General features: G+C 67.5%; 20 protein-coding genes and 3 pseudogenes. 16 read left to right on the top strand and 7 right to left on the bottom strand.

Annotation, left to right across the window (positions count from 1 at the left end; all coding sequences use genetic code 11):
* Positions 1-2: 2 nt before the first annotated feature.
* From ACIOC0_RS17605 to ACIOC0_RS17630, 6 genes are all read left to right on the top strand, one after another.
* Entirely contained in the window at positions 3-1,325 is a 1,323-nt protein-coding gene (locus ACIOC0_RS17605) for an amidohydrolase (protein ID WP_402155861.1), read from the top strand.
* A 20-nt stretch (positions 1,326-1,345) separates the two neighbouring features.
* Positions 1,346-2,686 carry an APC family permease gene (locus tag ACIOC0_RS17610; RefSeq protein WP_402155862.1) on the top strand — a complete coding sequence of 447 codons (1,341 nt, stop codon included), beginning with the start codon at positions 1,346-1,348 and terminating at the stop codon, positions 2,684-2,686.
* Positions 2,687-2,814: 128 nt separating this feature from the next.
* Positions 2,815-3,681, top strand: coding sequence for a nitrilase-related carbon-nitrogen hydrolase (locus tag ACIOC0_RS17615; RefSeq protein WP_402155863.1), 867 nt, complete (start codon positions 2,815-2,817; stop codon positions 3,679-3,681).
* A 32-nt stretch (positions 3,682-3,713) separates the two neighbouring features.
* Entirely contained in the window at positions 3,714-4,481 is a 768-nt protein-coding gene (locus tag ACIOC0_RS17620; protein ID WP_402155864.1) for a B3/4 domain-containing protein, read from the top strand.
* A 206-nt stretch (positions 4,482-4,687) separates the two neighbouring features.
* On the top strand, positions 4,688-6,319 hold the full coding sequence (locus ACIOC0_RS17625; protein WP_402155865.1) for a hypothetical protein: 1,632 nt from the start codon (positions 4,688-4,690) through the stop codon (positions 6,317-6,319).
* Positions 6,320-6,373: 54 nt separating this feature from the next.
* A complete protein-coding gene (locus ACIOC0_RS17630) occupies positions 6,374-8,098 on the top strand; it encodes an AMP-binding protein (RefSeq protein WP_402155866.1) in 1,725 nt (574 codons plus the stop codon).
* On the opposite strand, the gene ACIOC0_RS17635 is transcribed toward ACIOC0_RS17630, so the two are convergent.
* Positions 8,056-9,339, bottom strand: coding sequence for an ATP-grasp domain-containing protein (locus ACIOC0_RS17635; protein WP_402155867.1), 1,284 nt, complete (start codon positions 9,337-9,339; stop codon positions 8,056-8,058). The genes ACIOC0_RS17630 and ACIOC0_RS17635 overlap by 43 nt on opposite strands.
* 257 nt (positions 9,340-9,596) lie before the next feature.
* Here ACIOC0_RS17635 and ACIOC0_RS17640 point away from each other — a divergent pair, with 257 nt between their 5' ends.
* The 6 genes and pseudogenes from ACIOC0_RS17640 to ACIOC0_RS17665 all read left to right on the top strand — a co-directional run.
* Positions 9,597-10,841 carry an MFS transporter gene (locus ACIOC0_RS17640; RefSeq protein ID WP_402155868.1) on the top strand — a complete coding sequence of 415 codons (1,245 nt, stop codon included), beginning with the start codon at positions 9,597-9,599 and terminating at the stop codon, positions 10,839-10,841.
* A gap of 75 nt (positions 10,842-10,916) precedes the next feature.
* Positions 10,917-11,846 (top strand): thiamine pyrophosphate-dependent dehydrogenase E1 component subunit alpha, encoded by a 930-nt coding sequence (locus ACIOC0_RS17645; protein ID WP_402155869.1) that lies wholly within the window; start codon positions 10,917-10,919, stop codon positions 11,844-11,846.
* Complete coding sequence (locus ACIOC0_RS17650; RefSeq protein WP_402155870.1) at positions 11,843-12,820, top strand: alpha-ketoacid dehydrogenase subunit beta; 978 nt, start codon at positions 11,843-11,845, stop codon at positions 12,818-12,820. Before ACIOC0_RS17645 ends, ACIOC0_RS17650 begins: the two co-directional genes overlap by 4 nt.
* 2 nt (positions 12,821-12,822) lie before the next feature.
* A complete protein-coding gene (locus ACIOC0_RS17655; RefSeq protein WP_402155871.1) occupies positions 12,823-13,590 on the top strand; it encodes an SDR family NAD(P)-dependent oxidoreductase in 768 nt (255 codons plus the stop codon).
* Between the two features lie 35 nt (positions 13,591-13,625).
* Positions 13,626-14,999, top strand: a complete 1,374-nt coding sequence (locus ACIOC0_RS17660) for a PLP-dependent aminotransferase family protein (protein ID WP_402155872.1) — start codon at positions 13,626-13,628, stop codon at positions 14,997-14,999.
* 40 nt (positions 15,000-15,039) lie between these two features.
* Positions 15,040-15,192 (top strand): annotated as a pseudogene (locus ACIOC0_RS17665) (IS1380 family transposase); the annotation flags it as partial.
* Positions 15,193-15,478: 286 nt separating this feature from the next.
* On the opposite strand, the gene ACIOC0_RS17670 reads toward ACIOC0_RS17665, so the two are convergent.
* Entirely contained in the window at positions 15,479-16,879 is a 1,401-nt protein-coding gene (locus ACIOC0_RS17670) for an adenylosuccinate lyase family protein (RefSeq protein ID WP_402155873.1), read from the bottom strand.
* Positions 16,876-18,918 (bottom strand): FAD/NAD(P)-binding protein, encoded by a 2,043-nt coding sequence (locus ACIOC0_RS17675; RefSeq protein ID WP_402155874.1) that lies wholly within the window; start codon positions 18,916-18,918, stop codon positions 16,876-16,878. Before ACIOC0_RS17675 ends, ACIOC0_RS17670 begins: the two co-directional genes overlap by 4 nt.
* A gap of 154 nt (positions 18,919-19,072) precedes the next feature.
* Between ACIOC0_RS17675 and ACIOC0_RS17680 the strand changes: the two genes are divergently transcribed.
* Together ACIOC0_RS17680 and ACIOC0_RS17685 are read left to right on the top strand one after the other, a co-directional pair.
* Positions 19,073-19,887 (top strand): IS5 family transposase gene (locus tag ACIOC0_RS17680; RefSeq protein ID WP_402155875.1). Its coding sequence is split into 2 segments (ribosomal slippage): positions 19,073-19,420 and positions 19,423-19,887, totalling 813 coding nucleotides; the frame shifts between segments, so codons are not numbered across the junction.
* 40 nt (positions 19,888-19,927) lie between these two features.
* A complete protein-coding gene (locus tag ACIOC0_RS17685; protein WP_402155876.1) occupies positions 19,928-20,395 on the top strand; it encodes a hypothetical protein in 468 nt (155 codons plus the stop codon).
* An 80-nt stretch (positions 20,396-20,475) separates the two neighbouring features.
* Here ACIOC0_RS17685 and ACIOC0_RS17690 read toward each other — a convergent pair.
* Positions 20,476-21,276: pseudogene (locus ACIOC0_RS17690) on the bottom strand (IS5 family transposase).
* Between the two features lie 80 nt (positions 21,277-21,356).
* Here ACIOC0_RS17690 and ACIOC0_RS17695 point away from each other — a divergent pair.
* Together ACIOC0_RS17695 and ACIOC0_RS17700 are read left to right on the top strand one after the other, a co-directional pair.
* Positions 21,357-21,920: pseudogene (locus ACIOC0_RS17695) on the top strand (DDE-type integrase/transposase/recombinase); the annotation flags it as partial.
* Between the two features lie 952 nt (positions 21,921-22,872).
* The gene (locus ACIOC0_RS17700; RefSeq protein WP_402155877.1) at positions 22,873-23,109 is read left to right on the top strand and encodes a hypothetical protein; all 237 of its coding nucleotides are present in this window, start codon (positions 22,873-22,875) and stop codon (positions 23,107-23,109) included.
* A gap of 312 nt (positions 23,110-23,421) precedes the next feature.
* Here the strand turns inward: ACIOC0_RS17700 and ACIOC0_RS17705 are convergent, their stop codons facing one another.
* The 3 genes from ACIOC0_RS17705 to ACIOC0_RS17715 form a co-directional block, all read right to left on the bottom strand.
* A complete protein-coding gene (locus ACIOC0_RS17705; RefSeq protein WP_402155878.1) occupies positions 23,422-24,345 on the bottom strand; it encodes an ATP-dependent DNA ligase in 924 nt (307 codons plus the stop codon).
* A 234-nt stretch (positions 24,346-24,579) separates the two neighbouring features.
* On the bottom strand, positions 24,580-25,086 hold the full coding sequence (locus ACIOC0_RS17710; protein WP_402155966.1) for a MarR family winged helix-turn-helix transcriptional regulator: 507 nt from the start codon (positions 25,084-25,086) through the stop codon (positions 24,580-24,582).
* A 183-nt stretch (positions 25,087-25,269) separates the two neighbouring features.
* A complete protein-coding gene (locus ACIOC0_RS17715) occupies positions 25,270-26,355 on the bottom strand; it encodes an alkene reductase (protein ID WP_402155879.1) in 1,086 nt (361 codons plus the stop codon).
* Between the last annotated feature and the right edge of the window lie 153 nt (positions 26,356-26,508).

Consider the following 26,508-nt stretch of genomic DNA (forward strand, 5'->3'; position numbering starts at 1 on the left):
CCATGACTGCGCACACCCCGGCTGAGGCCGATATCACCGAACGCGCCAAGGGCGTTCTTGCACCCCTGCACGCCGGTCTCCTGGACGAGGCGGAGAGCCTCTACCTGGACGTGCACCGCCATCCCGAGCTGTCGCACCAGGAAGAGCGCACAGCCGCCCTGGCCGCCGGCTGGCTGGAGAAGGGCGGGTTCGACGTCGTCACCGGTGTCGGTGGCCATGGCGTGGCAGGCGTTCTGCGCAACGGCGACGGCCCCACTGTGATGCTGCGCGCGGACATGGACGCCCTGCCGGTGCAGGAAAGCACCGGACTGCCCTACGCAAGCGAGCGGCGCGCCCTTGACAGCGAGGGCGCGGAGGTGCCGGTTTCTCACGCCTGCGGCCATGACGCCCATACGAGCAGCATGCTCACCGCCGCCGTCCTCCTGGCCCGCGCCCGGCACGCCTGGCGAGGCACTCTCCTGGCCGTCGCGCAACCGGCGGAGGAGACCGGCGACGGAGCGCAGGCGATGCTGCAGGACGGGCTCTACAGCCGGATCCTCAAACCCGATGTGGCGCTCGCGCAGCATGTCGTACCGTTGCCGATCGGTATCGTCGGGCATCGGTCAGGGCCCATGATGGCTGCTTCGGCGGTGATGAAGGTCAAGATATTCGGCCGCGGCGGGCACAGCTCCGCACCGCAGGCGACGATCGACCCCATCGTGATCGCTGCACACGTGATCACTCGGCTGCAGACCATCGTCGCCCGTGAGGTGGATCCGGCCAGCTGCGCCGTGGTGAGCGTCGGCACGCTGCACGCCGGCACGAAGGCCAACATCATCCCGGATGCAGCAGAGCTCGGAATCAGCGTGCGGTGCTACGACGACGCTCTCCAGGACCATCTGCTCAATGCCATCAAGCGCATCGTGGAGGCGGAAGCCGCGGCCTCCGGAGCACCCCGCCCCCCTGAGGTCGAAGTGATTGAGGGGGTCCCGGTCAACGACAACTCCCCGGCCCCTACCAGCAAGGTTCGTGCCGCCCATGAAGCCTATTTCGGGAAAGACCGGGTCATCGAGATGCCGCTGCTGGCGGCCAGCGAGGACTTCCCCTACTTCGGCGCCGCGGGCGCGGGCGTGCACTATGACGGCGCAGCGGTTCCCACCGTCTACTGGGTCGTCGGAAGCACGTCGATCGAGGCGTGGCAGTCGGCTCTTGGCGCCACTCCGCAGGAGAAAGTGAAGCACCTCCCCACCAACCACTCACCGCAGTTCGCCCCAGATCCACGGCCCACTCTGCTCACCGCGTCAGAAGCCATGGTGACGGCCGCACTCTCGTATCTGGCCAGCTAAGTAAGTTGAAGGAACGACAGGTGTCGACGAAACCCAACCACAAGATCGGATACCGGGAAGCCACTGCGCTCGGTGTCGGCGGCATCATTGGCGCCGGTATCTTCGTACTGAGTGGTACCGCCAGCGGTATCGCCGGGCCTGCCGTGGTCGTCTCATTCGGTATCGCGCTAGGGGCGTCACTCATTCTCAGCCTGTGCTACGCGGAGCTGAGTTCCATGCACGACGACTCGGGAGGACCGTACGCCTACGCGAAGCGCCACCTGCCGCCGTTCGTGGCGACCGTCGTGGGCTGGGCCAACTGGGGTGCGTGGATGTGCGCCAGTGCTTACGTCGGCATCGGTGTCGGAAGCTATCTCCACTTGCTCGTGCCCGCCCTGAGCCAACCAGTCGCTTCTGCTGTGGTGATCGCCGTCTTCACCTGCCTGAACCTTCTGGGAATCCGTTTCTCGGGCAAAGTGCAGTTCATCGCACTCATCCTGACCGTGATCGTCCTGCTGGGCTTCATCGCCGTGGGCACCGCCCATGTGGACACGGCCAAGTACACGCCGTTCATGCCACACGGCATGAGCGGCGTCATGCAGGCAGCACTCATAGGCTTCCTCGCCCTGACCGGTTGGGACGCGATCGTGGTGTCAGCCGAGGAGATCGAGGATCCCCGCCGGACCATCCCCCTGTCGATCCTGACGAGCCTCGGCATCTCCTTCATCCTCTACGCCGGACTCCTCCTGATCGAAAACGGGATCATTCCGTGGGACAAGCTGGGCGCCTCGGAGACTCCCGTGGTCGACGTCAGCCGGGTCTTCCTGGGCTCGCACGGCCCGTTCGTCGTCAACTGCATCGTGCTGCTGGCCCTGTTGGCAGCGGTCAACGCGAACCTGATCGTCATCTCGCGTGCCTCGATGGTGCTGGCCCGGGATCGGCTGGCTCCCCGCGTACTGAACCGGACCATCACCGACAAGAATGTTCCCGCCATCGCCATCGTGTGTGCCGGCATCGCACAGACACTCATGTCGATTGCGGGAAACCTGCGATTCGCGGTCTCCGCAACCGGTTTCCTCTACACGCTCACCTTCATCACATCGATCCTGGCCCTGTTCAAGGCGCGTCGACGCGGGATCGTCGCCTCGTTCAAGGTCCCCCTCTATCCCTTGATTCCAGCTCTTGCTTTGCTGCTGTGCTTCGTCTTCATCACCTCGGCCGGCGTTGCGGGCATCATCACTGGCATCGGATGGATCGTCATCGGCCTGTGTTACGCGCAATGGAGAAAACGCGGTGCGCTGAACGAACGGGTGCTTCTGCCGTCACCCACCGGCACCGATGACGCAGCGAGCGCGTCGGTACGCGACCAAAAGGGAATCTGAGCAGCGGTGAGACGGGTCTTCCCGGAACATGCTTTTGAACCCGGAGTCCGCCTCCAGGACACGACGGTTCCGGCGCACCCGCCGATGGCACTGCCTCCCATCCCCTGCCCTCATGACAGAGGAGACGCATGCGCGCTGCATTGATCCAGGCCGACGTGGATCACAGCCAACCCTTCGAACAGCGGGTTGCCGCCATGTGCGACGCGGTTGTCGCGCAGCGCGCCGCCGATCTCGTCGTCCTTCCGGAACTGTGGGCAACCGGCTACTTCGCCTTTGACGACTACGACCGCACGGCCGAGCCGCTCCACGGCCCGGCCGCCCGGGCCCTGAGGGAAGCCGCTATCGCCGCCGCCGTCCACCTGCATGCCGGAAGCATCGTCGAACGCGGGCCGGGAGGCAGGCTTTCCAACACGAGTCTGTTGTTCGGCCCTGACGGCACCTTGCTGCACGCCTACCGGAAGGTACACCTCTTCGGCCACCAGTCGAAGGAGGCGGCCCTCCTGGAGCCGGGCGACACCGTGCGCTCCCGGAAAACCAGCGTCGGCCAGATCGGTCTCGCGGCCTGCTACGACCTGCGGTTCCCGGAGCTGTTTCGAATGCTGGCCGACGACGGCGCCGAAATGCTGCTCGTAGCCGCCGCCTGGCCGGCCGCACGGATCGCGCACTGGCGGCTTCTAGCCCAGGCCCGGGCGATAGAAAACCAGGTGTGGGTGCTGGCATGCAACGCGGCAGGGCGTCAGGGCGACATCGAGCTGGGCGGTGCCAGCTTGATCGTCGATCCCTGGGGCCGGATCACCGCAGAGGCGGACACAGGCGACACCGTGCTGTCCGCCGTTGTCGACCCGGCCGACGTCGGCCGGGCCCGCAGCGCTTTCCCGGCCTTTTCCGACCGTCGCCTCCCCCCTGTTCACCCCGCGGCTCCGGAGACTCTCGCACACGCTCCCGCGTCTCTTTCCCGGCCCAGCCCTTCGCACGCGACGAGCTGCAGCCACTGAAGAAGTCCCTGACCCACCCCAAGGAACTCCCCATGATCCACCCCGAGACCACAGGCCCAACGACTCCCGCCACACGCAGCCTCACTGTCGGTATGTCGCCAGAGATCGCCGCCCGATATCCGCAGTGCCGCACCGTCTTCCTGCTGGTCCAAGGCATCAAGAACGGCGAGACCTGGCCCGAGACCGAAGAGGCGCTGGCCGAGTTGGAAGCCGAGGTCAGGCAGGGGCATCGGCGCATCCCGGACGAGAACGAGTCAGCCATCTCCGTCTGGCACGAGCTGCTGCGCAGCTTCGGCACCAATCCCCGCCGGGCACGCCCGAGCATTGACGCCCTTGGCCGGCGCCTGCGCAAGTCGGGCCGACTGCCCCGCGTCTCCCCGCTCGTGGACACCTGCAACCTGGTGTCGCTGAACTACATGCTCCCCACGGGCGGATTCGACCTGTCCGCATTCCACACTGGCATCGAACTGCGCTACGCGAAGCCCGACGACGTGTACGTGCCGTTGGGTGAGTCAGACAAGACCGAAGTGCCGTTGGAGGGCGAGGTCATCTACGCCGACGGGCGGCAGGTCATGACCAGGCACTGGAATCACCGGGACTCCGACGTCACCAAGGTGACGGCCCACACGCGCGACGCCGTGCTGTTGCTTGAGGGTATCGCCCCGGCGATCCTCACCGAGACACTGCTGCAGGCGCGCCAGGAACTCGCCGACCGCGTGGCCCCGCACGCCGAGTCTGTCAGTCTCCATGAGATCGATCCGGCAGTCCCCTCACAGATCGTCTGGGAGCCGACGCTCTGACGGACTGCGCCCCAAGGCGGACCCCTTCTGCGTTGCTCGGCGGGCGGCGCACACTGCGGCGTGCCAGATATGCCCCTGCCCGCGCGGACCACCTCCGCAACGACACCTCCGGGGCCGTCGCAATCCCTGCCCCTTCGACCTCCGCCCCCTATTCCGCTGCACCCAGCCGGATTCCCCCGTCGTGTGATCGAGAAGGAGAACCCGCCATGCCCTCCCGCACCATTGACGAAAGCGCCGTTGTCATACGGAACTTCAACGAGCTGACCAGTGCCCAGCGTGTACGCGCGCTGCAGATACCGGACTTTCTGGAGCGACTGCCCCGGCAGGCCACCGACCGGGTCGACGACACACACCAAAGCGTGTACGTGGCCTACCCGCAAGGCGCGCCCGAGGGCGAACCGCGTTCTCCGCTTGGCCGCATCACAGTGTTCCGCCGCAACCTCCTCGCCCACCGCAACCCTGCCACCGGCACCGGCGCGCTGCTCAATGGCAGTCTGATCGAGTTCCCCGTCACGGCATTCCTCGACCCCGGACTGTGGGATGCACTGTTCGAGAAGGCGTACGAACACCTGAGCGAAGACGGCGCGAGGGTTGTGGGGACCTATCTGCCCCCCGAGTGTTCGGCGCACACCGCTTACCTCACCGACCGAGGCTTCGAGCGCCTCGCTGAGTCCGATCGACTCACCACCGCCGCGTATGACGCGTTCCAGTCCAAGTCGTATCTGTACATACGACAGTCCGGCCAATCGAGCCCCCGGAGGCCCGACGCCTATCCCATCTCGCCCTCCGTGAACCTGATGCGCACCGCGAACGCCGCCATGGCGCTGCAACCGGAGAGCGCCCCCTGGGCGGCAGTGCGCAACTACTCCGGTTACTCCGGCTACCCCTGGCTGACCCCTCTCCTGGACCGGCTGCTCGATTCCCCCCGACGGCTGCTGAGCATCCCGGCGGGCACGGGTGACACGATCCGCCTGCTGCCTGAGCGCATTCTCAAAGACATCGACTTGTGCGTGGGCATCGACATCCTCGACCGCAACACCCGCTTCGCTCGAGCCCGGCACGACCGCCCGCACATCGACGTGCTCAATCAGCTCCTGGTTGGCGTCTTCCTGGAGGCGAAGCTGTCCGCGGACGCAGCCCCCGCACTGTCGCTCATCAACGACGTCTGCGCGCGCGCCGGACGCCCGCTCGCGGCCGGCGAGGCAGCCGACCTCTACGTCGAACTTCGCGCGGCAGCCGAGGAAGCGCTGGTCTGCGGAGGGATCGCCGACTGGTTCGCGCTCACCAAGGGCATCAGCCGCTACCTGCGGATTGCACCGCAGCCAGGGCTGTACACCGACGAGTCCAGCGAGGGCCGGGAACTGGACTACTGCCTGGCGCTGGAGGAGGCCCTCACCGGGGAAGAAGTGCTTGAGCTGGCCGAGCGGCATAGCCCGGTCAGACTCGCGAGCGCTGACCTCCTCGGCCTGCTGCGGAAGAAGGCGAGCAGCGGCGACTTCGTCTTCGAGACGGCCGACATGTTCGGCTTCCGGACCGAGCAGCCTTTCGACGCAATGTTCGTGTGGGAGGCCGCTCTGATCGTGGCACGGTCGGGCCGCCAGAGCGACTTCGTGGACATGGTCGATGCCAACCTGGCCTCGGGCGGCGTCATCGTGATGACCGGCATCCGCCGCGAGGACGGTCAGCTCGGCCGTGACCTGGAGATCATCCGCGACGAGTTTCGAGGGCGCGGCTACACGACCACACAGACCAACGCTGCTCCGCCGACGGACCGTTGGGCGCGGGGCTACCTGGAACAGCCCGTCTTCCCCGTGCTGTTCGTTACGAAGCCGCAGTGAGCCGACAGCGGGCGGTGCAAGAGGCAGCCTCGTCATTCGAGAAACGGAAGTGGCATGATCAAGGGCACCACCGCAGTGTTCCGGGCTGCTCGGGACCTGCTCCTGGACCTGCGTGAGGATCACGACGCGGCAGTCGAGCGGTTTCGCTGGCCCCGGTTCGAGCACTTCAACTGGGCACTCGACTGGTTCGACGTGACAGCCCACGAGCATGAAGACCGTCTCGCGCTGCTGGTGGACACGGACGAGGGAAGCACTGTTGGCGTGACCTACGCCGAGCTGGCACGGCGCTCGGACCAGGTCGCGAACTGGCTGCGCTCCGTCGGAGTCCAGCGAGGATCACGCATGATCGTCATGCTGGACAACCAACAGGAGCTGTGGGAGACCCTTCTCGCCGGGATGAAGCTGGGCGCGGTGATCGTTCCGACGTACACCACGGTCTCGGCACCGGACCTGGCAGACCGGGTTGCCCGGGCAGGCGTCAGCCACCTCGTCACCACGGCCGCCGTGGCGTCGCGGATCGGCCCTGCGCACTCGGATCTCACCCGCATTGCGGTGGGCCCCGAGCAGCCCGACTGGCTGCCGTACTCCATGTCGGCCGCCGCCCCGCGAGAGTTCACCCCGGACGCCCCCACCCGGGCCGAGGAACTGCTCTTCCTGTACTTCACCTCCGGCACCACCGCGAAGCCGAAGATGGTGGCCCACACCCATCTCAGCTACCCGGTAGGCCACTTGTCCGGGATGTACCTCAACGGTCTGAGGCCCGGCGACCGGCATCTCAACATCTCCGCGCCCGGGTGGGCCAAGCACGCCTGGAGCTCCTTCTTCGTGCCGTTCACCGCCGAGGCCACACTGATCGCGCTCGACGCCGAACGACACCCGCCGGCTTCGATCCTCTCCGCGCTGTCACGCCATGCGGCCACCACGTGCTGCGCGCCGCCGACGACCTGGCGGGCGCTGATCCAGGAGGACCTCAAGGACCGCCCCGTGGCCCTGCGGGAGGCTGTGAGCGTGGGCGAGCCACTCAGCCCCGAGGTGATCGAACAGGTGCAGAAGGCATGGGGGATCACCGTTCGCGACGGCTACGGGCAGACCGAGACCACGGCACAGATAGGCAACACCCCCGGCCTGCCAGTGCGCCTGGGCGCGATGGGCAGGGCGCTGCCCGGCTACCGCATCACACTGGTGGACCGCACGAGCGGTGAACCCTCACTTGAAGGGGAGATCTGCGTCGATCTAACGCAGGCCCCGGCAGGCATGATGACTGGCTACCTCGGCGACGAAGAACGCACCGTGAACGCTTTCGCCGACGCGCTCTACCACACCGGTGACCTTGCCTCTCGCGACGCGGATGGCTACATCACCTACATAGGTCGCCTGGACGACGTCTTCAAATCGTCCGGCCACCGCATCTCGCCTTTCGAACTGGAGAACGTCCTGGCGGAACACCCGGAAGTCGCGGAGGCCGCCGTCGTCGGGGTCCCAGGACCCTCCGGCGCTCTGGTGCCCAAGGCGTACGTGACGCTCGTCGCGGGCAGCGAGCCCACTGCTGCCGCGGCCCGCTCGATTCTCGCGCACGCCGCAGACCGTCTCGCTCCTCACCAACGGATCATCCGCCTGGAATTCAGAGCTCTGCCGAAGACGACCTCCGGAAAGATCCGCCGGGCGGATCTGCGGGGCGCGCCCCCGACGGCCGGAATGGACTTCAGCGTCGGGGAAGTCCTCACCGAGGGCCAGAATCAGGGGGAGGGGATGTGCTCGGGCTCGTCCTCCAACTCGTAGAAGCCGTGGCCGTCGAGGAAACGGACGGTGCCCAGATCGCGCAGCAACACCTCGTCCACCTCGTGCGCCATCGACAGCGCCATCGGGTACGTGGAGTCGTCCACCGTGCAAAAGATCGGATCCCCGGGGGTGACCATCGCCCGCACGCTCTGGACGCTTTCCAGCGCCTGCAGCTCGTCGAGTCCGCGGTAGGCGCGCAGCCGCCCACGGACCGGCGAGACCATGCCGGCCCACGCGACACTGCGGTGCACTGTGTAGTCCTCCTCATGGCGGGCGAGGAAACGCTCGGGGTCGGTGTAGGCGTCGATCGTCCAGCTGATCTGCGACTCGCCCGTGGCCTCTTGCGTGAACCCCGGGAGGTCCAGCCCGGAGATCCGGGCACCGACCTCCACCAGGCACGGGCCGTCCGGGGTCAGCTTGACCTCGATGTGCGCCGGGCCGTGCTGGATGTCCAGTGCGTCCAGAACCTGCAGACCGTAGTCCACGACTTGGTCCTGCACGTCGCCGCGGCGCGGCAGCAGATGACAGGCCACCGCCAGATCCATCACGCCGTTGGCGCTGATGCGGTGGGTCTTCCACACGTCGCAGACATGGTGGTGGCCATCCCGGCTGACCGTGTTGACCAGGTATTCAGCGCCCACCAGGTACTCCTGCGCGACGACGCCGTCGCTGGCCTCGGAGAATATGTTGCGCCGACCGGAGAGCCGGCGGAAGGCGCGTACCGAGTCCTCTGGGGTGTCACACCATTGAACGCCGTCATTGGCGGCACTGCGCAAGGGCTTGACAATGACCCGGCGCCCCAGCTGCCGGTGCCACGCCAGGAGTTGCTCCTCGTCGTGCACCCGGATCTGCTCCGCGCCGCGCAGTCCGCAGGACTTGATGCGCTCGATCATCTCGAACTTGTCTCGGCGCGCCTGGCTCAGTGCGGTGCCATTGGTGGGGATCCCCAACACGTCCGAAAGCTGCTCACTGAGTGCGTCCGCCAGCTCCACGCCGAGTTCGCCACCGGCCAGGACGGCGAGTGGCTTGAATTGAGTCAACTTGTCTACCGTTTCCCGGATGTCTCCGTGATGCACGAAGTCGGCCGCATACGGGTGCGGGTCGGGCTTGCCCCGATAAAGCTCCGGGATCTCCGGCGTGCTCTGCACCCTGATGGGTGTGAAGCCGGCGGAGGAAAACCCTGCAGCCAGCCGCTGGGAAAGAGAATAGGTGTCGACCAGGACTACATGACGATAGTTCATCTGCGTGGAAACCTTTCGATTCGGAACGGCAAAGCCACACGGAGGGCTGACCGAGGCAGCTACGATTCCAATCGATGCCGCATGGTCTGTCAACTCCCCCTGATAGAAAGCGACCTGGCAGGTTGTCGCTTGGTGCGGGACGATGATTACATACCGAAATATAAGATCGAACATCATGTGTTTGCAGCTGTATGGTTGCATAGGGGCATGGTTGTGGCGCGCCGCACATCGGCCGCTCGTTCACCATGGGGGAATTCTTGACGTTCGGTTCGAATATGATTCGTGCCTTCGGTGTTGTTCGTCTGGGCGGATTACCGAGAAGCTTCTGGGTCGTCTTCTCAGGTCAGTTCATCAACCGCATCGGCAGCATGGCCGTGCCTTTCCTGGTTCTTTATCTGGGCGATCAGGGGCTGACGGCGGAGGACGCGGGATGGGTGCTCGGCGCGGTCGGTGTGGGCGGCCTCGTCTCCCAGCCGCTGGGCGGTGTGCTCGCCGACCGGCTGGGCCCTCGCTTCGCGCTGGTGGCAGGGCTGTCTGCCAGTTCCGTCACCATCGCCCTGCTCGGCATGGCCCGAGGTCTGACGGCGGTCCTCGCCGTCGCCCTGCTGTTCGGTGCCGTGGCCGACATGTACCGTCCGGCCGCCGCCGCAGTGGTGGCCGCAGCCGTACCGGCCGCCGACCGCCCGCGCGCCTACAGCCTCATCTACTGGGCCGTCAATCTCGGTGTAGCACTGGGCGGCTTGCTCGCCGGCCTGCTCGCCGGACACGGCTACGGGACCCTGTTCGCCGTGCAGGCGCTGGCCACGGGTGCGTTCACCCTGGTGACTGTCGTCCTGTTGCCGGCGGATCGTCCGGCGCGCGAACAGGTGCCCACCGCTGAACGGTTGGCCGCTCCGGGTGTGCTGCGCGACAGGCTGCTTCTCGCCTTGACCGCGCTCAACCTGGTCAACGGGGTGGTCGCCGCCCAGATCACGGTCGGATTGCCCCTGGCCATCAAGGACGACGGCCTCGGCGGCTCCGTCTATGGATCGGTCTTCCTGGCCAGCGGCATCATCATCGGCGTCACCCAGCCCCTGCTCTCCGCCTGGTTGGAACGGTATGACCGGCTGGTCGTCCTGGGGGTGTCCTGGCTGGTCTTCGGCTTGGGCATCGCCGCCACCGCGCTGGCCACCACCGTAGTCGAGTACCTCGTCACGGTATGTGTCTGGACCCTGGGTGAGATCGGGGCGGCCAGCTTCGTCGGTTCCCTCGTCGCCGACCTGGCCCCGGACCGAGCCCAAGGCCGCTACCAAGCCACATTCGGCTGGTCGTACGCGGCCGCGCAGCTGATCGGGCCGCCGATGGGAGCTCACCTGTACGCCACCGCAGGGCCCACCGTCCTGTGGTGGACGTGTGCCGTCCTGGGCGGCGCCGGGCTGGCCGGGGCATTTGCCCTGGCCGCTCCCGTACGGCGCCGGCTGCAACGAACCTCCAAACCCATCACTCTGCAGAAGGCTGTGTGAACTGTGATGCTTACAGCAACGGATAACCCGCACATATCCTCACCGGCCGTCCCGCTCTTGGAGCTGTACCGGCGTATGAGCCTGGCCAGGCGCCTGGATGAGAAACTTCCCGACCTGGTGGCGCAGGGACTCGTCAGCGGACCGATGCATCTGGGTATCGGTCAGGAGGCCGTGGGTATCGGCGCCACTGCGGCGCTGGAAAAGGGCGACATCGTGACTGCCACGCACCGTCCGCACTCGCTGTATGTGGGATGCGGGCTGTCGCTGGGCCACACTCTGGCGGAGATGATGGGGCGCGCCGACGGGCAGTGCGGGGGCCGCGGCGGCCACATGCTCGTGGGCGACCGGGAACACGGCCTGCTCGGACCGTCCGGCATCGTGGGCCACTCATTGCTGCTCGCCGTGGGACACGGCGTGGCGCAGCAGCGTGCCGGCGGGCAGCGGATCACGCTGTGCGTCACCGGTGATGCCTCGGTCAACTCAGGTGCGTTCAACGAGGCGTTGAACATGATGGCGCTGTGGCAGCTGCCAGTGGTGGTGCTGGTCGAGAACAATGGCTACGGACTCAGCGTGCGGCTTGACCGCCATGTCCACGAGACGGAGCTGTACCGGCGGGGCGCCGCCTACGGAGTGCCCGCCGTGCGGGTGGACGGGGGCGACCCCGAGGCCGTACGGGACGCTGTCGCGCAAGGTGTCGGCCGTGCCCGTGCGAGCGGCGGCCCGACTTTGGTAGAGGCTGTGACTTTCCGCGACTGTGCGTTCTCCGGCTCGGATCGTGGCGGCTACCGGCGCGAGGACGAGTGGGACGGCTACACAGATCCTTTGGAACATGCCGCCGCGCGGCTGAGGGCGTGTGGCACACCCGAGGACGACCTTGCGCGCATCGCCCGCGAAACGGCGCAGGAGATCGAGGACGCGGTCGCCTTCGCTGCCAACAGCCCCTGGCCCGACCCGGCGGACCTGCTGGTGTACGCGACGAAGTGGGATGGCGGGCAGGGTCGATGAAGCAGATGACGTACAGCGAGGCCCTCAACTGCGCGTTGCGTGAGGAGATGCGGCGGGACGAGCGGGTGATGCTGCTCGGTCAGGACATCGGCGTGTACGGCGGTGTCTTCTCGGTCACCCGAGGATTGCTCGACGAGTTCGGAGCGGACCGGGTCATGGACACCCCCATCTCGGAGAACGGGATTGTCGGAGCGGCGATCGGGATGGCCATGAACGGTCTGCGGCCGGTCGTGGAGATGATGTACACCGACTTCATGACCCTCGCCCTGGACAGCATCGCCAACGGCGCGGCGGTCTTCCCCTTCGCATACGGGGGCCAGGTCAAGGTACCGGTCGTCATCCGCTCCCAAGGCGGCGCCGGCATCAGCGCGGGCCCCCAACACTCCAAGTCGCTGGAGGCGTGGACGGCCCACCTGCCCGGGATCCACACGGTGATGCCGAGCAACCCGGCCGATGCCAAGGGCTTACTGGCGGCCGCGCTGCGCAGTGAGGATCCTGTCGTGTTCGTCGAACACAAACTGCTCTATGGGGTGAGCGGGCCCGTGCCGGAGGGCGAGCACATCGTGCCCCTTGGGACCGCCCAGGTGGTGCGGCCCGGCACTGATGTCACCGTGCTGGCCCTGTCCAGAATGGTCAGCGAGGCGTTGATCGCTGCCGAACGGCTTGCCGAAGAGAGCATCGACGCCGAAGTGGTCGATGTCCGTTCGCTGCGTCCGCTGGACGTCGACACCCTGGCGCGTTCGGCGTCCAAGACGGGGCGGGTGGTAGTCGCGGCCGAGTCCTGGGTCCGCTACGGCCCCTCCGCGGAAATCGCCGCCGCCGTGACCGAGGCCGCATTCACCGACCTGCGTGCCGCGGTAGTGCGGCTGGGCTCCCTTGGAGTGCCCTATCCGGCCAGCCCAGGCCTGGAACCTGCCGTGCTGCCGGATGCCACGGCCATCCAACTGGCCGTCGAAGCCCTTATCAAGGAGTAGCCATGCCGGACAAGCGCTTTGAGGACCGGGTCGTGCTCGTCACCGGGGGCGGCACCGGCATCGGACAGTCGATCGCCCTTGCGTTCGCGCGGGAAGGCGCCCTGGTCGTGGTCGCCGGGCGGCGGACGCAGGAGCTCAAACAGACCGTCGTTCTTGCCCGGGAGGAGGGCGGCAGAGCGGATGCCTGCACGGTGGACGTCACTGACGAGGAACAGGTCGCCGGTCTGATGGGCACCATCCTTGACCGGTACGGCGCCCTGCACGTTGCCTGCAACAACGCCGGAGTGCCCGGATCGGGCCGTATGCTCCACGAATTCGGAGCCGAGGACTGGCGGCGCGTCACCGACACCAACCTGCAAGGGGTGTGGTTGTCGATGCGTCACCAGATTCCCGTGATGCTCAAGCAGGGCAGCGGAGCAGTCGTCAACGTCGCCTCCATCGCCGGCATCGTCGGCTATCTCAACGCCGCCCCTTATACCGCTGCGAAGCATGGTGTGGTGGGGCTGACCAGGACCGCGGCGATCGACTACGGGCCTGCCGGCATCCGGGTCAACGCCGTGTGCCCGGGCCCCGTGCTGACGCCGATGCTGGAGCAGGCACGCAGGGACCGCGGGCCGTCGGCTGACGAGTTCTACCTGCGCAATATCCCCCTGGGCCGGCTGGCGCGGCCTGAGGAGGTCGCTTCTGCCGTGCTGTGGCTGTCTTCTGACAGCGCCTCATATGTGACAGGCCAGGCACTGGCCGTGGACGGGGGTTGGACCGCGCAGTGACTTCCAGCCCACTGATACGCTCCCTGGACCTGCAGTTGGAACTCGACTTGGAAAAGCGGCGGGGCCGAAGCCAGCAGTTGGTGGCGGGGCTGCGGCGGGCCATCGAGAGCGGCAGGCTCCTGCCCGGCTCGCGACTGCCCTCCACCCGCGGCGTCGCGGCCGACCTCGGCCTGGCCCGGGGCACGGTCACCAGTGCCTATCATCGTCTCATCGCTGAGGGGTACCTGGAGAGCGCACAGGGTTCGGGAACCAGGGTCGTGGTTGCCCCGCATGGTGAGGCCCGCGGCCGTCAGCCGTCGTCGCTGCATGCGCGCAGCCCGTGGCAATGGAATCTCAGGCCTGGTCTGCCGGACGTGACGATGTTCCCGCGCAACGCCTGGGTCAGGTCCACCCAGCGGGTCCTGCGGCTGGCACCTGCCGAGGCGCTGGATTACGGAGATCCGCGAGGCCGGCCGGAGTTGCGCCAGGCCCTGGCCGACTACCTGGGCCGCACACGCGGGGTGATCACCCAGCCCGAAAGAATCATCATCTGTCACGGTTTCACCCAGGCTCTTGGCCTGATCGCGGCTGTCCTTGCCGAACAGGGGATGGACACCGTATCGGTCGAGGATCCGTGCTATCCCCTGTTCCGCAATGTCATCGAGACGGCCGGGCTGAGTGTCCACCCTGTCGGGGTGGATGCGCAGGGGCTGCGTCCTGAAGCGCTGCGTGGCCGGGCCGCGGTCGTTACTCCGATCCACCAGTACCCGCTGGGCGCGACGCTGGCGCCGGGCCGGCGCAAGGATCTTGTCGCCTGGGCGGAGGAGGCTGACGCAGTCATTGTGGAGGACGACTACGACGGCGAATTTCAGTTCGGCAGGCAACGCGTTGGGGCCTTGCAGGCTTTGGCCCCGCACCGGGTGATTTATGCGGGAACGACGAGTAAGACTCTTGCTCCGGGACTGCGGCTGGCGTGGCTTGCGGTGCCAGCGGAATGGGTGGAGCGGATCGCGACGGCGAAGCGGGTTGCAGACCAGCATTCAGCGGCGCTGACGCAGATGGTGTTGGCAGATTTGTTGCGGTCGGGTGGGTACGACCGGCATGTGCGTCGATGCCGTGAGCGTTACCGGGTCCGGCGCGAGCAGCTCAGTACCGCCCTGGAGCGGGAGGTTCCTGGGGCGTGGCTGGCCGGTGAGGAGGCGGGGCTGCATGCGTTGGTCCGCTGGTCGCCGGACGGCCCGGGCGAGCGGGAGGTTACGCAGGCTGCACGCCGGGAGTCGCTTGCTGTGGCCACGTTGGGCGGTTACTGGGGGACGCCCGGGCCCCACCCGCCAGGTCTGGTCGTTGGGTACGCCACGCCGCCACAGCACGGTTACGCGGGTGCGCTGGGTGCGCTGGTGCGTGTCCTGGGCAGGTGTTTCGCCGCCTGATCTCTCGGGGATCGGGTGGTAAAGCGGGCCAAAGGACTCCCTCGCGCTCGGCCTCCGCGCCTGGATGCCGATGCTCGCCCTGACCAGCGAGGCCCGCCGCCGGGAACCCAAGAAACTCCGTCTGCGTCTGTTCTCCGCCGCCGCCCAGCTTGTGAACACCGGCCGCCGCCGCTGGCTCCGCTTCACAGCCCGATAGCCCTCGACCGACGTCATCACCTACGCGATCGACCGGCTCCACGCCCTCCCGAACCCCGACTGACCAGCCATTTCGACCATCCCGACAACCCGCGCCACCACACCGGCGAAGTGGAACCCGGGCGCCCACCCGACGCGACAGCCGGGCCCTCAACCTGCCCCAACCCCGAAAAGATCCCACACAGACACCGAGTCCCCGTCAACAAGCTGACGGGGACTCATGAACGATCAAGGTTAGCTGCCCTGCTTGACCAAACGGTGACGTTCGAAGAGCGGCCGGCTTCTTATTGCAATGCATGGTCCACAAGTGTTGCGGCCGCGCCGGTGTACTGCGCGGGATCGCATACTGCTTCCAGATACTCCGGGGTGAAAGTGTCGGCTGTCTGCGGTAGCCGCGCCAGGACCCGCGCCAGTGGGATGCCCAGCCTGGCGGCTTCCGTGGAGGCTGCGGTCAGCAGCTTTTTGGCCTGGTCCTTGCCCAGTCGGGGGGCGAGGAGGGCGGTGATGCGTTCGGAGACTATCTGGCTGCCGGTCAGGTCGAGGTTGTGGAGCATCCGCTGCTCGTGGACGGTGAGGCCCTCGGCCAGCTCGACGGCGGTGTGAGTGGCACCACCGGTCAGCCGCAGTGCTTCCCGTAACAGCTGCCACTCGGCGTGCCATGCTCCGCCTGAGCGTTCGTCCTCCGAGACCAGGCACTGCGTCAGCCCAGTAGCGATGACCGGCACTTGCAACGCGGCAGTGCGGATCATGGTTGCCAGGACCGGGTTCCTCTTGTGGGGCATAGCTGAGGAGGCGCCCCTGCCCTCCCGGGAGGGTTCGGCGACTTCTGCGATCTCGGTGCGGCTGAGAGTCTGGATGTCCAGGGCCAATTTTCCGACGGCTCCCGCGGTGAAGGCGAGGACTGCCGCGACGTCGGCGAGAGGTGTGCGCAGTGCGTGCCAGGGCAGCGGCGGGCGGGTCAGCCCGGTCTGCTCGGCGAAGGCGTCCAGCAGTTGCTCAAGGTACTGGCCAGATGCGACGGCGTCGGCGGCGCCGTCGATGCGTGCGTATTCAAGGTAGCCGGCGAGGGTACCGGCGGCTCCACCGAGTGAGAAGTACAGCCCGTGCTCGAATATGTGGGCCAGGCGTGTGTCGGCATCAAGGAGGAGTTGGCGCCAGCCGGCTGCCTTGAGCCCGAACGTGGTGGGTACGGCCTGCAGGGCCAGGGTGCGTGCGGCCATGGGTGTATCGCGGTGTTCGCGGGCCAATGCGGCCAGAGCGTCGGCAGCCTGTGCCAGGTCGGTTCTGATGAGGCGCAGAGCCCGGGCGGTGATGAGCATGGCGGCAGTGTCAAATATGTCCTGGCTGGTCGAGCCGCGGTGTACGTATTCCGCTGCTGCAGGATGCTCTGCTGCCACCTGTTGTGTCAGTGCGCGGACAAGGCCGACGACAGGATTGGCTGTTTCGCGGGATTCGAGGGCGAGGGCACGGATGTCGAAATGTTCCGCGCGAGCCGCGTTGGTGATGGTGTCGGCGGCCCAGGTTGGCACGGTGCCGAGGGTGGCCTGGGCCCGCACGAGTGCTGCTTCCGCGTCAAGCATGCCCTGAAGCCAGGCGTGATCGCTGACGGCTGCCTCGACGGGGGTGCCGACCCGGACCGGGGAGAGAAGTCCTGAGTCGGCCGGGATGCCGGACGGCGCGATCATGAGCTCACCTTCCTTCCGCCAGACCCGGCCCATGTCTCGGCCCCGGCCATTCCACCGGTGCCCACCCCTGTACGGGTCCCGGTTCCGGCCCACGTGCTGGGTTCAGTCCTGCTGGCGGCCGGGGCGGGGGAGAGCGCGAGGACGGCGCGGGCGACGGCATCGGCGTCGCCGAGGCTGACGGAGTCGACGCCGGGGCGTGCGGCAGCGGTGGTGACCCAGTGCACGGACTCGGTAGGTATGCCGTGGGCAAAACGGCGCGGATGGGCGCGGCCGTGGGCGTCGATGACGTGGCCGGGCCGGGCGGTCACGGCAAGTCCGCCGGTTTCGTAGGTGGTCCCGCAGCCGCCCTCGATCCGGAAGGGCGTGATGTGCCCGTCGTCCAACAGTTGGCGCATCAGCGGGTCGGTGGTCCGGCGCATGTCGGGCTCGGGCAACCGGGCCTCGATGAGGACGCGTGCCCTGACCGGCGGGGCCGGTATGTCGTGGGAGGTGCACACGAAGCCCCGTTGGTCGGGGTCAACGTGGATCTTGGCGCCCGGGCCGGTCACCTGCAGGACCCCGGCGTTGATCAGCGCGATCATCTGCTCGATGCGGAAGGCGGGCGGTCCGATCGACAAGAAGGCGTTGAGGGGTGTGTACCAGCCTTCCAGGTCGTTGCGGTGGGAGTTGCCGTCCAGACCGCCGTGGTCGACCGCGAGACGGATCTCGTTGCGCAGATCGCGCAGGATGTCAAGGGCGGCCTTCACCGGATTGCTCACATTCCCGCCGCGGGCCCGTTGGACATCCTGCCGCAGGTATTCGACCAGCCAGGTGTGGAAGGCGTCTCGGTCGGCGAACTGCAGTCCTGTGTAGGGGCGAGCGAGTCGATCCCAGTCCCAGCGGTCTTCGATCGCGATGCCGAAGGCGTCCAGGATCTCCACCCGGTGCGCTTCGGGTTCGGCAGCCAGGTACAGCTCGGTGAACGCCTCCCGGTCGAAGCTGCGCTCACAGCTGTCCAGCAGGGTGCCGTAGTAGACGCACTCCGTCTCGCGGGCGATCAGTGGCCACAGATCGGTCCCGAAATAGACGCGGTCACCGTCCTGGGCGCGATGGTGCAGCTGTTCGATGCGCTGCGCGGTCAGCAGCCGCGGTACGTAGCGCCCGTGTGCGCCCTTTTCGTTCTCGCCGCGTGCGTGATACGGGATGCCCCGCCGGGAGGTAGCGCACATCCGGGGCTCCAGCCCCGACTTCTCGTACACCAGCTCCGAGCCGTGCCGGACGAACCGGCCGCCGCGGCCACTGGTGAACAGGGCCATGTGGTCGAAAAAGTTCAGGCCCAGGCCGCGCAGCAGCACCTGCTCGCCCGGGGCGATGCCGGAGAGGTCGACATCGGACGGGTTGGCGGGGGGGATGTAGAGCAGTCCCTGCTCTTGCGCCCGGTCGGACAACAGCTTTTCCTGATCGCTGAGTTCAGCGCCGACATGCCCCTGGGAGAGGATCACGGCGTCCAAACCCTCGATCAGCCGTCCGTTCTCCAGCAACACACTCTGCTGTGCCGCCATGTCATGGCCGCCGCTAAGGGCCACCGCCCGGGTGTAGTGGGTGGTGATGTCGACGTGCGGCGGGGCCGCCAGGCATATACGGGCGAACATTTCCCGCAGGTAGCTGCCGAAGAAGGCCCGCGTCGGGTAGTCGTCAGGACCCAGCCGGCGCGCCTCGGCCACCGCCCACTCGTCCCGGCCAGGTGCGTCATGTCCGTTCGCGCCACTGACCTCCCGTGCCCATTCGTACAGGCTGGGGCCGGACTCGACCGGCCCTTCCATGGACACACTTTCGTCGGTCCACACCGTGATTTGGCAGGCCACGGTGTTCATCAGCAGCAACTGGGACTGATCGGTGCGCCACACTGCTCCGGCGCCGGCGGGCCAAGGGTCGACGAGGTAGATGTGGAGGGGGCGGCGGTCCGAGGAGTGACGAGCGTTGGCGCACAGCCGTTCCAGTACGGAAAGGCCGCGCGGACCGACTCCGACGACGCAGATCGAAATGGGCCTTCTGGGCACAGATATCAACTCCTGCTGGGGGCCGATAAGGGGGTGCCTTACTCTGCGATCACCGTAGGTCAGGGCACAGGGCCTCAACGGACCACTTCCTCACGGCGTCACTGGTCCACTTAGACACCGTTTCTTTTGGCCTGGGGTGGTCGTTGGTCAGTGCATGGCAGACCTGGTCCAGCGGCTGGTACCGGACGAGTTGTGGGAGCTGTTTCGCCGGGTGGTACCTCCTACGGAGGTCATACGTCCCCAGGGCGGGGGCCGACGACGGGCGGGCGACCGCGAGACGTTGGCGGCGATCATCTTCGTGGCCACGTCGGGCTGCACCTGGCGGCAACTCCCGCCGGTCTTCGGCCCGGCGTGGCCCACGGTCCACCGGCGCTTCGCGCAGTGGAGCCGTGCCCGCGTCTGGGCCAGGCTGCACCGCGTCATCCTCGACGAACTCGGCGCGCTCGGTGAGCTGGACTGGTCCCGATGTGCAATCGACTCGGTAAGCGTCAGGGCCGCAAAAGGGGGCTACTGACGGGACCGAATCCGACCGATCGTGGCAAGCCGGGATCGAAGATCCACCTGATCACCGACCGAAAAGGACTGCCCCTGTCCCTGGGCATCTCCGCAGCCAACCTGCACGACAGTCAGGGCCTGGTGCCGCTCGTACGAGGCATACCGCCGATCCGGTCCCGCCGGGGCCCGCGTCGCAGGCGACCTGGGAAACTCCATGGCGACAAGGGATACGACTACGACCACCTGCGCCGATGGCTCCGCAGCCGCGGCATACGCCACCGCATCGCCCGCAAAGGCATCGAATCCTCACAACGACTCGGCCGCCACCGATGGGTGGTCGAGCGAACGGTGTCCTGGCTGGCAGGCTGCCGCCGTCTCCACCGCCGCTACGAGCGCAAGCCCGAGCACTTCCTGGCCTTCGTGGGTATCGCTGCCCTCCTCATCGGCAATCGGCGCCTCACACGGATCCGATAACTCACTGGTCAGAGGTGTTCCCCTCGGTCAGGATTCGCTCATGGACGAGCCAGCCACCATCGCCTGGAAGTACGCGGCGAACCTCATCTGCGAGGAAGACCTGCCCATGTTGGCGGCCCACCTACTGGCTGCCGGCCACGACTCTCCTTCACTGCGCGACCTGGCCGGCCGTTCCCGGCGCGAGCACCCAGCAGAGATCCGCCAGCTCTTCGGGCACACCATGGAGGAGCTCGGGATCCAGATCCCGGACTGCGAGACCGCTGAACGCTGCCTCCTGCATCACATGGCGACCGAGCTGACCGCCGGTGCCTTGTCACCGAAGATGGCCGCAGATCGAGTCTGGCAGGGGATCGAGGCGTTGACAGATCCTGAGCGGGAGTTCGTGGCGGCCGTGGGCCTGGAGTACCACCTCGACTTCATGTCCCCCGAAGAGGTCCGGGCCTGGGAGAACGCTGTACGCCTCGCCGCAAAGACTCTGGCTGGAACAGCCTTCCCACACACGCAGTGACACCAGCCACGGCCACGCCCACCACTCACCAGCAGCCAGCCCTCACGCACGCCAAAAGAAACGACCTCTAAGACGTCATCTCATTTGGTGAGTCTGCGGTAGCAGATGAGGGTGCAGGCGATGCTGGTGAAGGCCAGGAAGTGCTCGGCTTTGCGCTCGTAGCGGCGGTGCAGGCGGCGGCATCCGGCGAGCCAGGACATCGTGCGCTCTATGGTCCAGCGGTGGCGGCCCAGACGGGTCGAGGACTCGATGCCCTTGCGGGCGATGCGGTGCCTGATGCCGCGGCCGCGTAACCATTGCCGCAGGTGGTCGTAGTCGTACCCTTTGTCGGCGTGAAGCTTTCCCGGTTTGCGCCGCCGGCGTCCGCGCCGGGAGCGGATCGGCGGTATGCCCTTCACCAGCGGGATTAGCGCCTGGCTGTCGTGCAGGTTCGCCCCCGAGATTCCGGCGGACAGGGGCAGACCGGTCCGCTCGGTAATCAAGTGGATCTTCGAGCCGTACTTGGCCCCGGTCGACAGGATTCGGACCAGTCAGGTCCCCCTTTTCAGGGCCCGCATGTTCACCGAGTCGATCGCGCAGCGGGACCAGTCGAGCTCGCCGCGGGCGCCGAGCTCGTCAAGGACCAGGCGATGAAGCTTGGCCCACACCCTGGCCTTCGTCCACTCGGCAAAGCGCCGGTGAGCGGTCGCTCCCGACGGGCCGAACGACGCGGACGGCAACTGCTGCCACGTGCAGCCCGACGTGGCCACGAACACGATCGACGCCAGCACCTCCCGGTCACCGTGTCGCCGCCGGCCGCCACCCTGAGGCCGCGACGGAGCCTCAGGGACCACCCGCTGGAACAGTTCCCACAACTCATCCGGCACCAGCCGCTCAACAATTCCCACGATCTGTCCGCCTACGAATCGCTTGAGCAGGCGGCCTCAGTCCAGGCCGCCTGGAGGTCACGGCTGACAACGGTGAGGGTGCCGTCATCCACGAGAGGCTGGTCCAGGAGTACGGATTCACCGGCAACTATCAGCGGGTGAAGCTCTACCTGCAGGAAGCCCGGCCCAGGATCGCTGAGGAACTCGGCATCGCTCCCGATGAACTGGCGGGCCTGCACCGCCGGTTCGAAGTAATCCCCGGAGCCCAGGCGCAGGTGGACTGGGGTGACGAAGGAAAGATCCTCGCCCACGTCGGGATCCCGAAGGTCTACTCGTTCCACATGGTCCTGTCCTACTCGCGCGACCCGTTCTGCTGCTTCACCACCAGCCAGGACCTGACCACCTTCTTCGACTGCCACCGCGAGGCGATCGCCCACTTCGGCGGGGTGCCTATGTCGATCGTCTACGACCGCACCAAGACGGTGGTCCGACGTCATGTCGCCCCGGGTGAGGCAGTCCCACTGCATCCGGAAGCGGTCGCGTTCGCTGGCCATTACGACTTCGACATCGACGTTCTGGCGGCCTACCGCCCCACTGGCAAAGGCCGGGTCGAGCGCCAGGTCGACACCTGTACTGCGTCCACCGCGGCGGGACCAGCGGCAGCAGCCTGTGGTGGACCCGCTTCAACGGCAGCACCTGGCATCAGGACACCCAGCTCACCAACCACTTCAGCGCGCAAGGACCGGCCATCGTCAACTTCCGCGACCGCAACGCGCAGGAGGAACAGCTCTTCTGCGTGCACCGCGGCAACTGACCCCTCACACGACACACCCGCACAGCCGCAGGAAAGTGGCCATGGCCGCCGCTGCCACCCATCGGGAAGAGCAGACCCTGTATGAGCCCGACGACGGCGGTCCTGCCCTGGTCACCGCCGGGGCCGCCCGCTTCGAGCAGTGCCGGCTCTCGCCCTGGAGGTGGGCTTACTGGCGCCTTGGCTGTCGTGCGGCCCGTGGGCCCGGGTGCGCGTTCCCCCGTTCGGGCGCATCCTGGAGCCGGCTCCGTCAGGTGCCACAGACCGACCCTCTGGGAGGTGCTGTGATCCTGTTTACCCTGCTCATGCCCGTGGCGATGATGGCCCTGCTGTTCGGAGTGACCGCTTTCGAAGAGCGTCTTTTCCCGCAGCCATCGGTGACAGAGGACGCCGGCCCCTCGGCAGCTCCATCTGCTGCGCGGCAAGGCCCTGGGTGCGTGCAGGGTCAGTCAGCGCCTGGTCCCAAGCCTTCGTAAGCGCGACGTCGCCACGCTCTACGCCTACTCGCTGCTCCAGCCGGACACTGCCGCCCGCGTCCGTGCCGCCTTCCCCGTGCTGGGCAGTCCGGCCGGCCTCGCCGCCGAAGCGACCGTGTGCGCCCAGATGCTCCAGACCGTGGCCCGCGGAGACAACCTGGTCCTCGAAGGACCGCTTCGGAACTGGGCTGAGGAACTCAGCCGCCGCTGAGCCCGCGTGGCGTCCCGACCATGAGGCCGACCACGCCGGGTGCGGCCCCCGACCACGGCCCGAGTGGCGTGTCCGACGTGACACGTAATTCGAACAAGCGATCTAATGCCGGTATGGACGTGACCGACTTCCCCGACGACCTGGCGCAGACACAAGCAGCCTGGAACGCCACCTACGAAGCGCTCGCAGCACCCCGCCCCCGCGACACCACAGCCCTGCGCCGCCGCCTACTGCGCCTGTCCGTACGGCTGTGGTGGCACCCCTACTGGGAGACCGTCCCCTCGGCGCCGACGGCACGCTCCGAGCTGCGCCACCTCGCCCGCGCCCACGGAGCTGTCCGAGCCGCGTGACCTGTCGCCCCGGTCGCGCAGGAGCACGGGGTTGCGCCAAGGGTTGCGCCTATTTGTTGCGCTGGATGTTGCCCCAAGGGTTGCGCTAGGTGTTGCGCGGCCCGCAGGCCCGTCCCCGCTTCCGCGCAGGTCACCACGCCGTTTTGCCGTGGTCGGCCCGCTGACATCCCCGTTGCGGCTGCTCTGCCCATGTCCCTCGGCTGGAGTGAAGGAGGAAGGGACGGGCGGGATGGGCGACGCGGCCGCAGCCGTGGATCAGGGCGCGCGCTCAGCCGGTTGCGCGTCGGCGGGGCCGCCGCGCCCGTGCCGCCGTCAGTACGGCGGTGGTGTCAGGCGGGGGACGTCGGCGGGGGAGAGGTCGGGGCGGGCACGGTGCAGGCGCGCGGGGTGGCGCCACTGGCCGGAGGCGTCGCGGGCGACGTCGACGCCGACTTCCACCACCAGCTCCGGTTCCACCAGCGTGATGTCCAGCGTCTCCCGGCTGCCCCACCCGGCGGAAAACGACCAGCCCGTCCACGGATGACCGCGCCGGGCCAGATCGAGTAGCCCGGCGACCGCGCTGCTCACAGCCTGGGCGAGAGTGGTGGTGCGGCCGGTGTACTGCAGACGGCCATGGTCGTCGTACCTGCCGAGCAGCAGACTGCTCGGCGCGGCAACGGAACCGGTGATCGCGCCGACGATCGCCTCTGTGGTCTCGTGCACCTTGTACTTCCGCCACCCGCGCACCGCAGGCTCGTACACACTGTCCAGCCGCTTGAAAAGCAGGCCCTCCATTCCGACCGACGCCCACGTCAGCCACTCACGCACGGTGTCCGGGTCGGTGGTCGACGGGCACAGCGCCCAGGGGGCGGATAGCCGACGCGAGGTGAACGCGGACTCGAGCGCGGCTCCGCGCCGCCGGTACGGCCATCCGGTCGTGTCGGTTCCGGACAGCCTCAGCAGATCGAACGCGACGAAGTGGGCCGGCCACTCGCCCGCGGCCCGGGACGCCCCGGCGCCGCGCCACTGAAGCCGGTTCTGCAGCCGCTCGAAGGCGAGCCGGCCCGCCTCCCATACGACCAACTCGCCGTTTATCGCGGTGGCGTCAGGCAGTTGCGCGGCACCGGCCACGATCTCTGGAAACGAGGCCGCCATCTCAGTGCCGCGCCTTGAACGCAGCACCACCCGGCCCGCGTCCACGGAGATCAGGGCCCTAAACCCGTCCTTCTCCAGACTTTGACGTGTCTCATGAGACATGTGGTGACCGTCGCTGGCTTGCCTTGCTCATGAATGGGCCCGTGAGGAGGCTCGGACCGGTTCTCGTCGTAGTGGGCTGAGGGCTGTGTTCGGTGCAGGCGTCCGTGCGTCTGTCCAACGGTCGATAGACGAAGGTTCTCGACCCTCGGCACCGTGCAGCTGGCGTTACATCCTGTGACGCCACACTGCCGACTTCCCAGGGGCTCCCGCTGGGCCCCGCCATCGTTCGCCCGGTCAGGCGTCGGGTGCAGAGGCAGGCGAGGGCGGTTCGGCGTCGTTGATGTGGGTGGCGAGGTTGGCTTCGAGGCGTTCGAGGACGGCGAGGGTCTCGCTGAGTTCAGCACCGGCGAGATCGCCGGCCACGTAGTCCTCCAGGCGGGCCCAGAGGTCTTCGACCTGTTGGCGCAGAGCTTGGCTGGCGGCAGTGGGTTCGACCAGGACGGAGCGCTTGTCGCTGGTGGAGCGCAAGCGGCGCACGAATCCGGCCTTCTCCAGGCGCTGGATGGTGCGGGTCATGGTGGCAGCGTCGGCGCCGACGTGCTGGGCCAGGTCGGTCTGTCGCATCCTGCCGCGGTCCCACAGCTGCATCATGACGAGTTCCTGGGCGGGGTGCAGACCGACCTCGCGCAGCAGCTGGCCGGCGAGCATGCGGTGCAGGCGGGCCACCCGGAAGATCGCATGGCTGATCGGTCCGCGGCGTGCGGCCTCGGGGAGTTCCCCGGTCGCGGGGGCCTGGGGCATTGCCTCGGATTCCACGGTGCTTCCCTCTGCCTTCTCAACGTGCGGCCGTGCTTGCAGCGCATGTCTGCGGCGGTCGGCGCTGGGCCGACCGCCGCAGACAGCCCTCAGGTCCGCATCCTGAGCGCAGGGTATGTGCTGCTCAGGTGCGGCATGCCCAGTGGGCTCGGGTCTGTCGCCGAAGCGTCAGGCGCGGGCTTCCTCCAGCGTGGGGTAGTCGGTGAACCCCTTCTCGTCCCCGCCGTAGAAGGTGGACGGATCGGGCGCGTTGAACGGGCCGCCCTGGGCCAGTCGGGCGGGCAGGTCCGGGTTGGCGAGGAAGAGGGCTCCGTAGGCGACCAGGTCGGCGGTGCCGTCCTCGATGAGCTCCAACTCGGCTGGTCCGGTGGGCTCCTGGCCGGTGAAGGGGTTGAGGATGAAGGTCGTGGGCCATGCCTTGCGCAGCCGGCGTGTCAGGTCGCGCGCGCCGGGGACTTCCAGCTGGTGCAGGTAGGCGAGGTTCAGCGGGGCGAGGGCTTCGACCAGGGCAGTGTAGGTGGTCTCGGCGTCTGCGGTGTCGGACTCGTCGATGTCGTTGTAGCGGTTGCCCGGAGACATGCGGAAGCCGACCTTGTCCGCGCCGACTGCCTCGGCGACGGCCTTGGCGGTCTCCACGGCGAAGCGGATGCGCTTCTCGGGGCTGCCGCCCCATTCGTGGGTGCGCTGGTTGCTGTTCGGGGCGAGGAACTGGTGGATGAGGTAGCCGTTGGCGCCGTGCAGCTCGACACCGTCGAAACCCGCCTCGACGGCGTTGCGCGCGGCGGCGGCGAAGTCCGCGATGGTGGCGCGGACTTCTGCGTCGGTGAGTTCGTGCGGGGTGACGAAGTCCTGGGGGCCTTCGTGGGTGTATACCTGCCCGGCGGCCCGGACGGCGGAGGGGCCGACGGGCTGCAGGCCCATGAGCGCCGGGTGTCCGACCCGTCCGGTGTGCATGATCTGCAGATAGATCACGCCGCCCTGGGCGTGTACGGCGTCGGTCACCTTTCGCCAGGCAGCGACCTGCTGTGCGGTGTGGATGCCGGGGGTGTCGGGGTAGCCCTGACCGACCCTGGAGGGCTGGACGCCTTCGGTGACGATCAGCCCGGCGGAGGCGCGCTGTGCGTAGTAGTCGGCCATCAACGGCATGGGGCTCTGGCCGGGGCCGTAGGCGCGGCTTCGGGTCATCGGTGCCATCACCAGGCGGTTGGCCAGGCGCTTGCCGCCCAGCTCGTAGGGCTCGAATGCCTTCGACATCGTCATCTCTCTTCGGGGGAGTAGACAGGGGCGCAGCTTCCCGCGACCCCATTACTTGCCCGAACAACTAAATCCTGAACCGATCTTCCCGGAAGCGTATGTGAGCCGCATCACGCGGGTGGCAGTGCCGCGCAAAATAGCGGATGTACGGTT

It is taken from the genome of Streptomyces sp. NPDC088254 (assembly GCF_044740925.1).
GTDB lineage: Bacteria > Actinomycetota > Actinomycetes > Streptomycetales > Streptomycetaceae > Streptomyces.

What these genes read in the sequence shown, in the direction of transcription:
- ACIOC0_RS17615 (WP_402155863.1), top strand. Translation starts at nt 2,815, where the DNA reads ATGCGCGCTGCATTGATCCAGGCCGACGTGGATCACAGCCAACCCTTC.
- ACIOC0_RS17645 (WP_402155869.1), top strand. Translation starts at nt 10,917, where the DNA reads ATGAGCCTGGCCAGGCGCCTGGATGAGAAACTTCCCGACCTGGTGGCG.
- ACIOC0_RS17670 (WP_402155873.1), bottom strand. Translation starts at nt 16,879, where the DNA reads ATGATCGCGCCGTCCGGCATCCCGGCCGACTCAGGACTTCTCTCCCCG.
- ACIOC0_RS17655 (WP_402155871.1), top strand. Translation starts at nt 12,823, where the DNA reads ATGCCGGACAAGCGCTTTGAGGACCGGGTCGTGCTCGTCACCGGGGGC.
- ACIOC0_RS17620 (WP_402155864.1), top strand. Translation starts at nt 3,714, where the DNA reads ATGATCCACCCCGAGACCACAGGCCCAACGACTCCCGCCACACGCAGC.
- ACIOC0_RS17630 (WP_402155866.1), top strand. Translation starts at nt 6,374, where the DNA reads ATGATCAAGGGCACCACCGCAGTGTTCCGGGCTGCTCGGGACCTGCTC.
- ACIOC0_RS17635 (WP_402155867.1), bottom strand. Translation starts at nt 9,339, where the DNA reads ATGAACTATCGTCATGTAGTCCTGGTCGACACCTATTCTCTTTCCCAG.
- ACIOC0_RS17605 (WP_402155861.1), top strand. Translation starts at nt 3, where the DNA reads ATGACTGCGCACACCCCGGCTGAGGCCGATATCACCGAACGCGCCAAG.
- ACIOC0_RS17625 (WP_402155865.1), top strand. Translation starts at nt 4,688, where the DNA reads ATGCCCTCCCGCACCATTGACGAAAGCGCCGTTGTCATACGGAACTTC.
- ACIOC0_RS17700 (WP_402155877.1), top strand. Translation starts at nt 22,873, where the DNA reads ATGGACGTGACCGACTTCCCCGACGACCTGGCGCAGACACAAGCAGCC.
- ACIOC0_RS17705 (WP_402155878.1), bottom strand. Translation starts at nt 24,345, where the DNA reads ATGTCTCATGAGACACGTCAAAGTCTGGAGAAGGACGGGTTTAGGGCC.
- ACIOC0_RS17650 (WP_402155870.1), top strand. Translation starts at nt 11,843, where the DNA reads ATGAAGCAGATGACGTACAGCGAGGCCCTCAACTGCGCGTTGCGTGAG.
- ACIOC0_RS17715 (WP_402155879.1), bottom strand. Translation starts at nt 26,355, where the DNA reads ATGTCGAAGGCATTCGAGCCCTACGAGCTGGGCGGCAAGCGCCTGGCC.
- ACIOC0_RS17685 (WP_402155876.1), top strand. Translation starts at nt 19,928, where the DNA reads ATGGACGAGCCAGCCACCATCGCCTGGAAGTACGCGGCGAACCTCATC.
- ACIOC0_RS17710 (WP_402155966.1), bottom strand. Translation starts at nt 25,086, where the DNA reads ATGCCCCAGGCCCCCGCGACCGGGGAACTCCCCGAGGCCGCACGCCGC.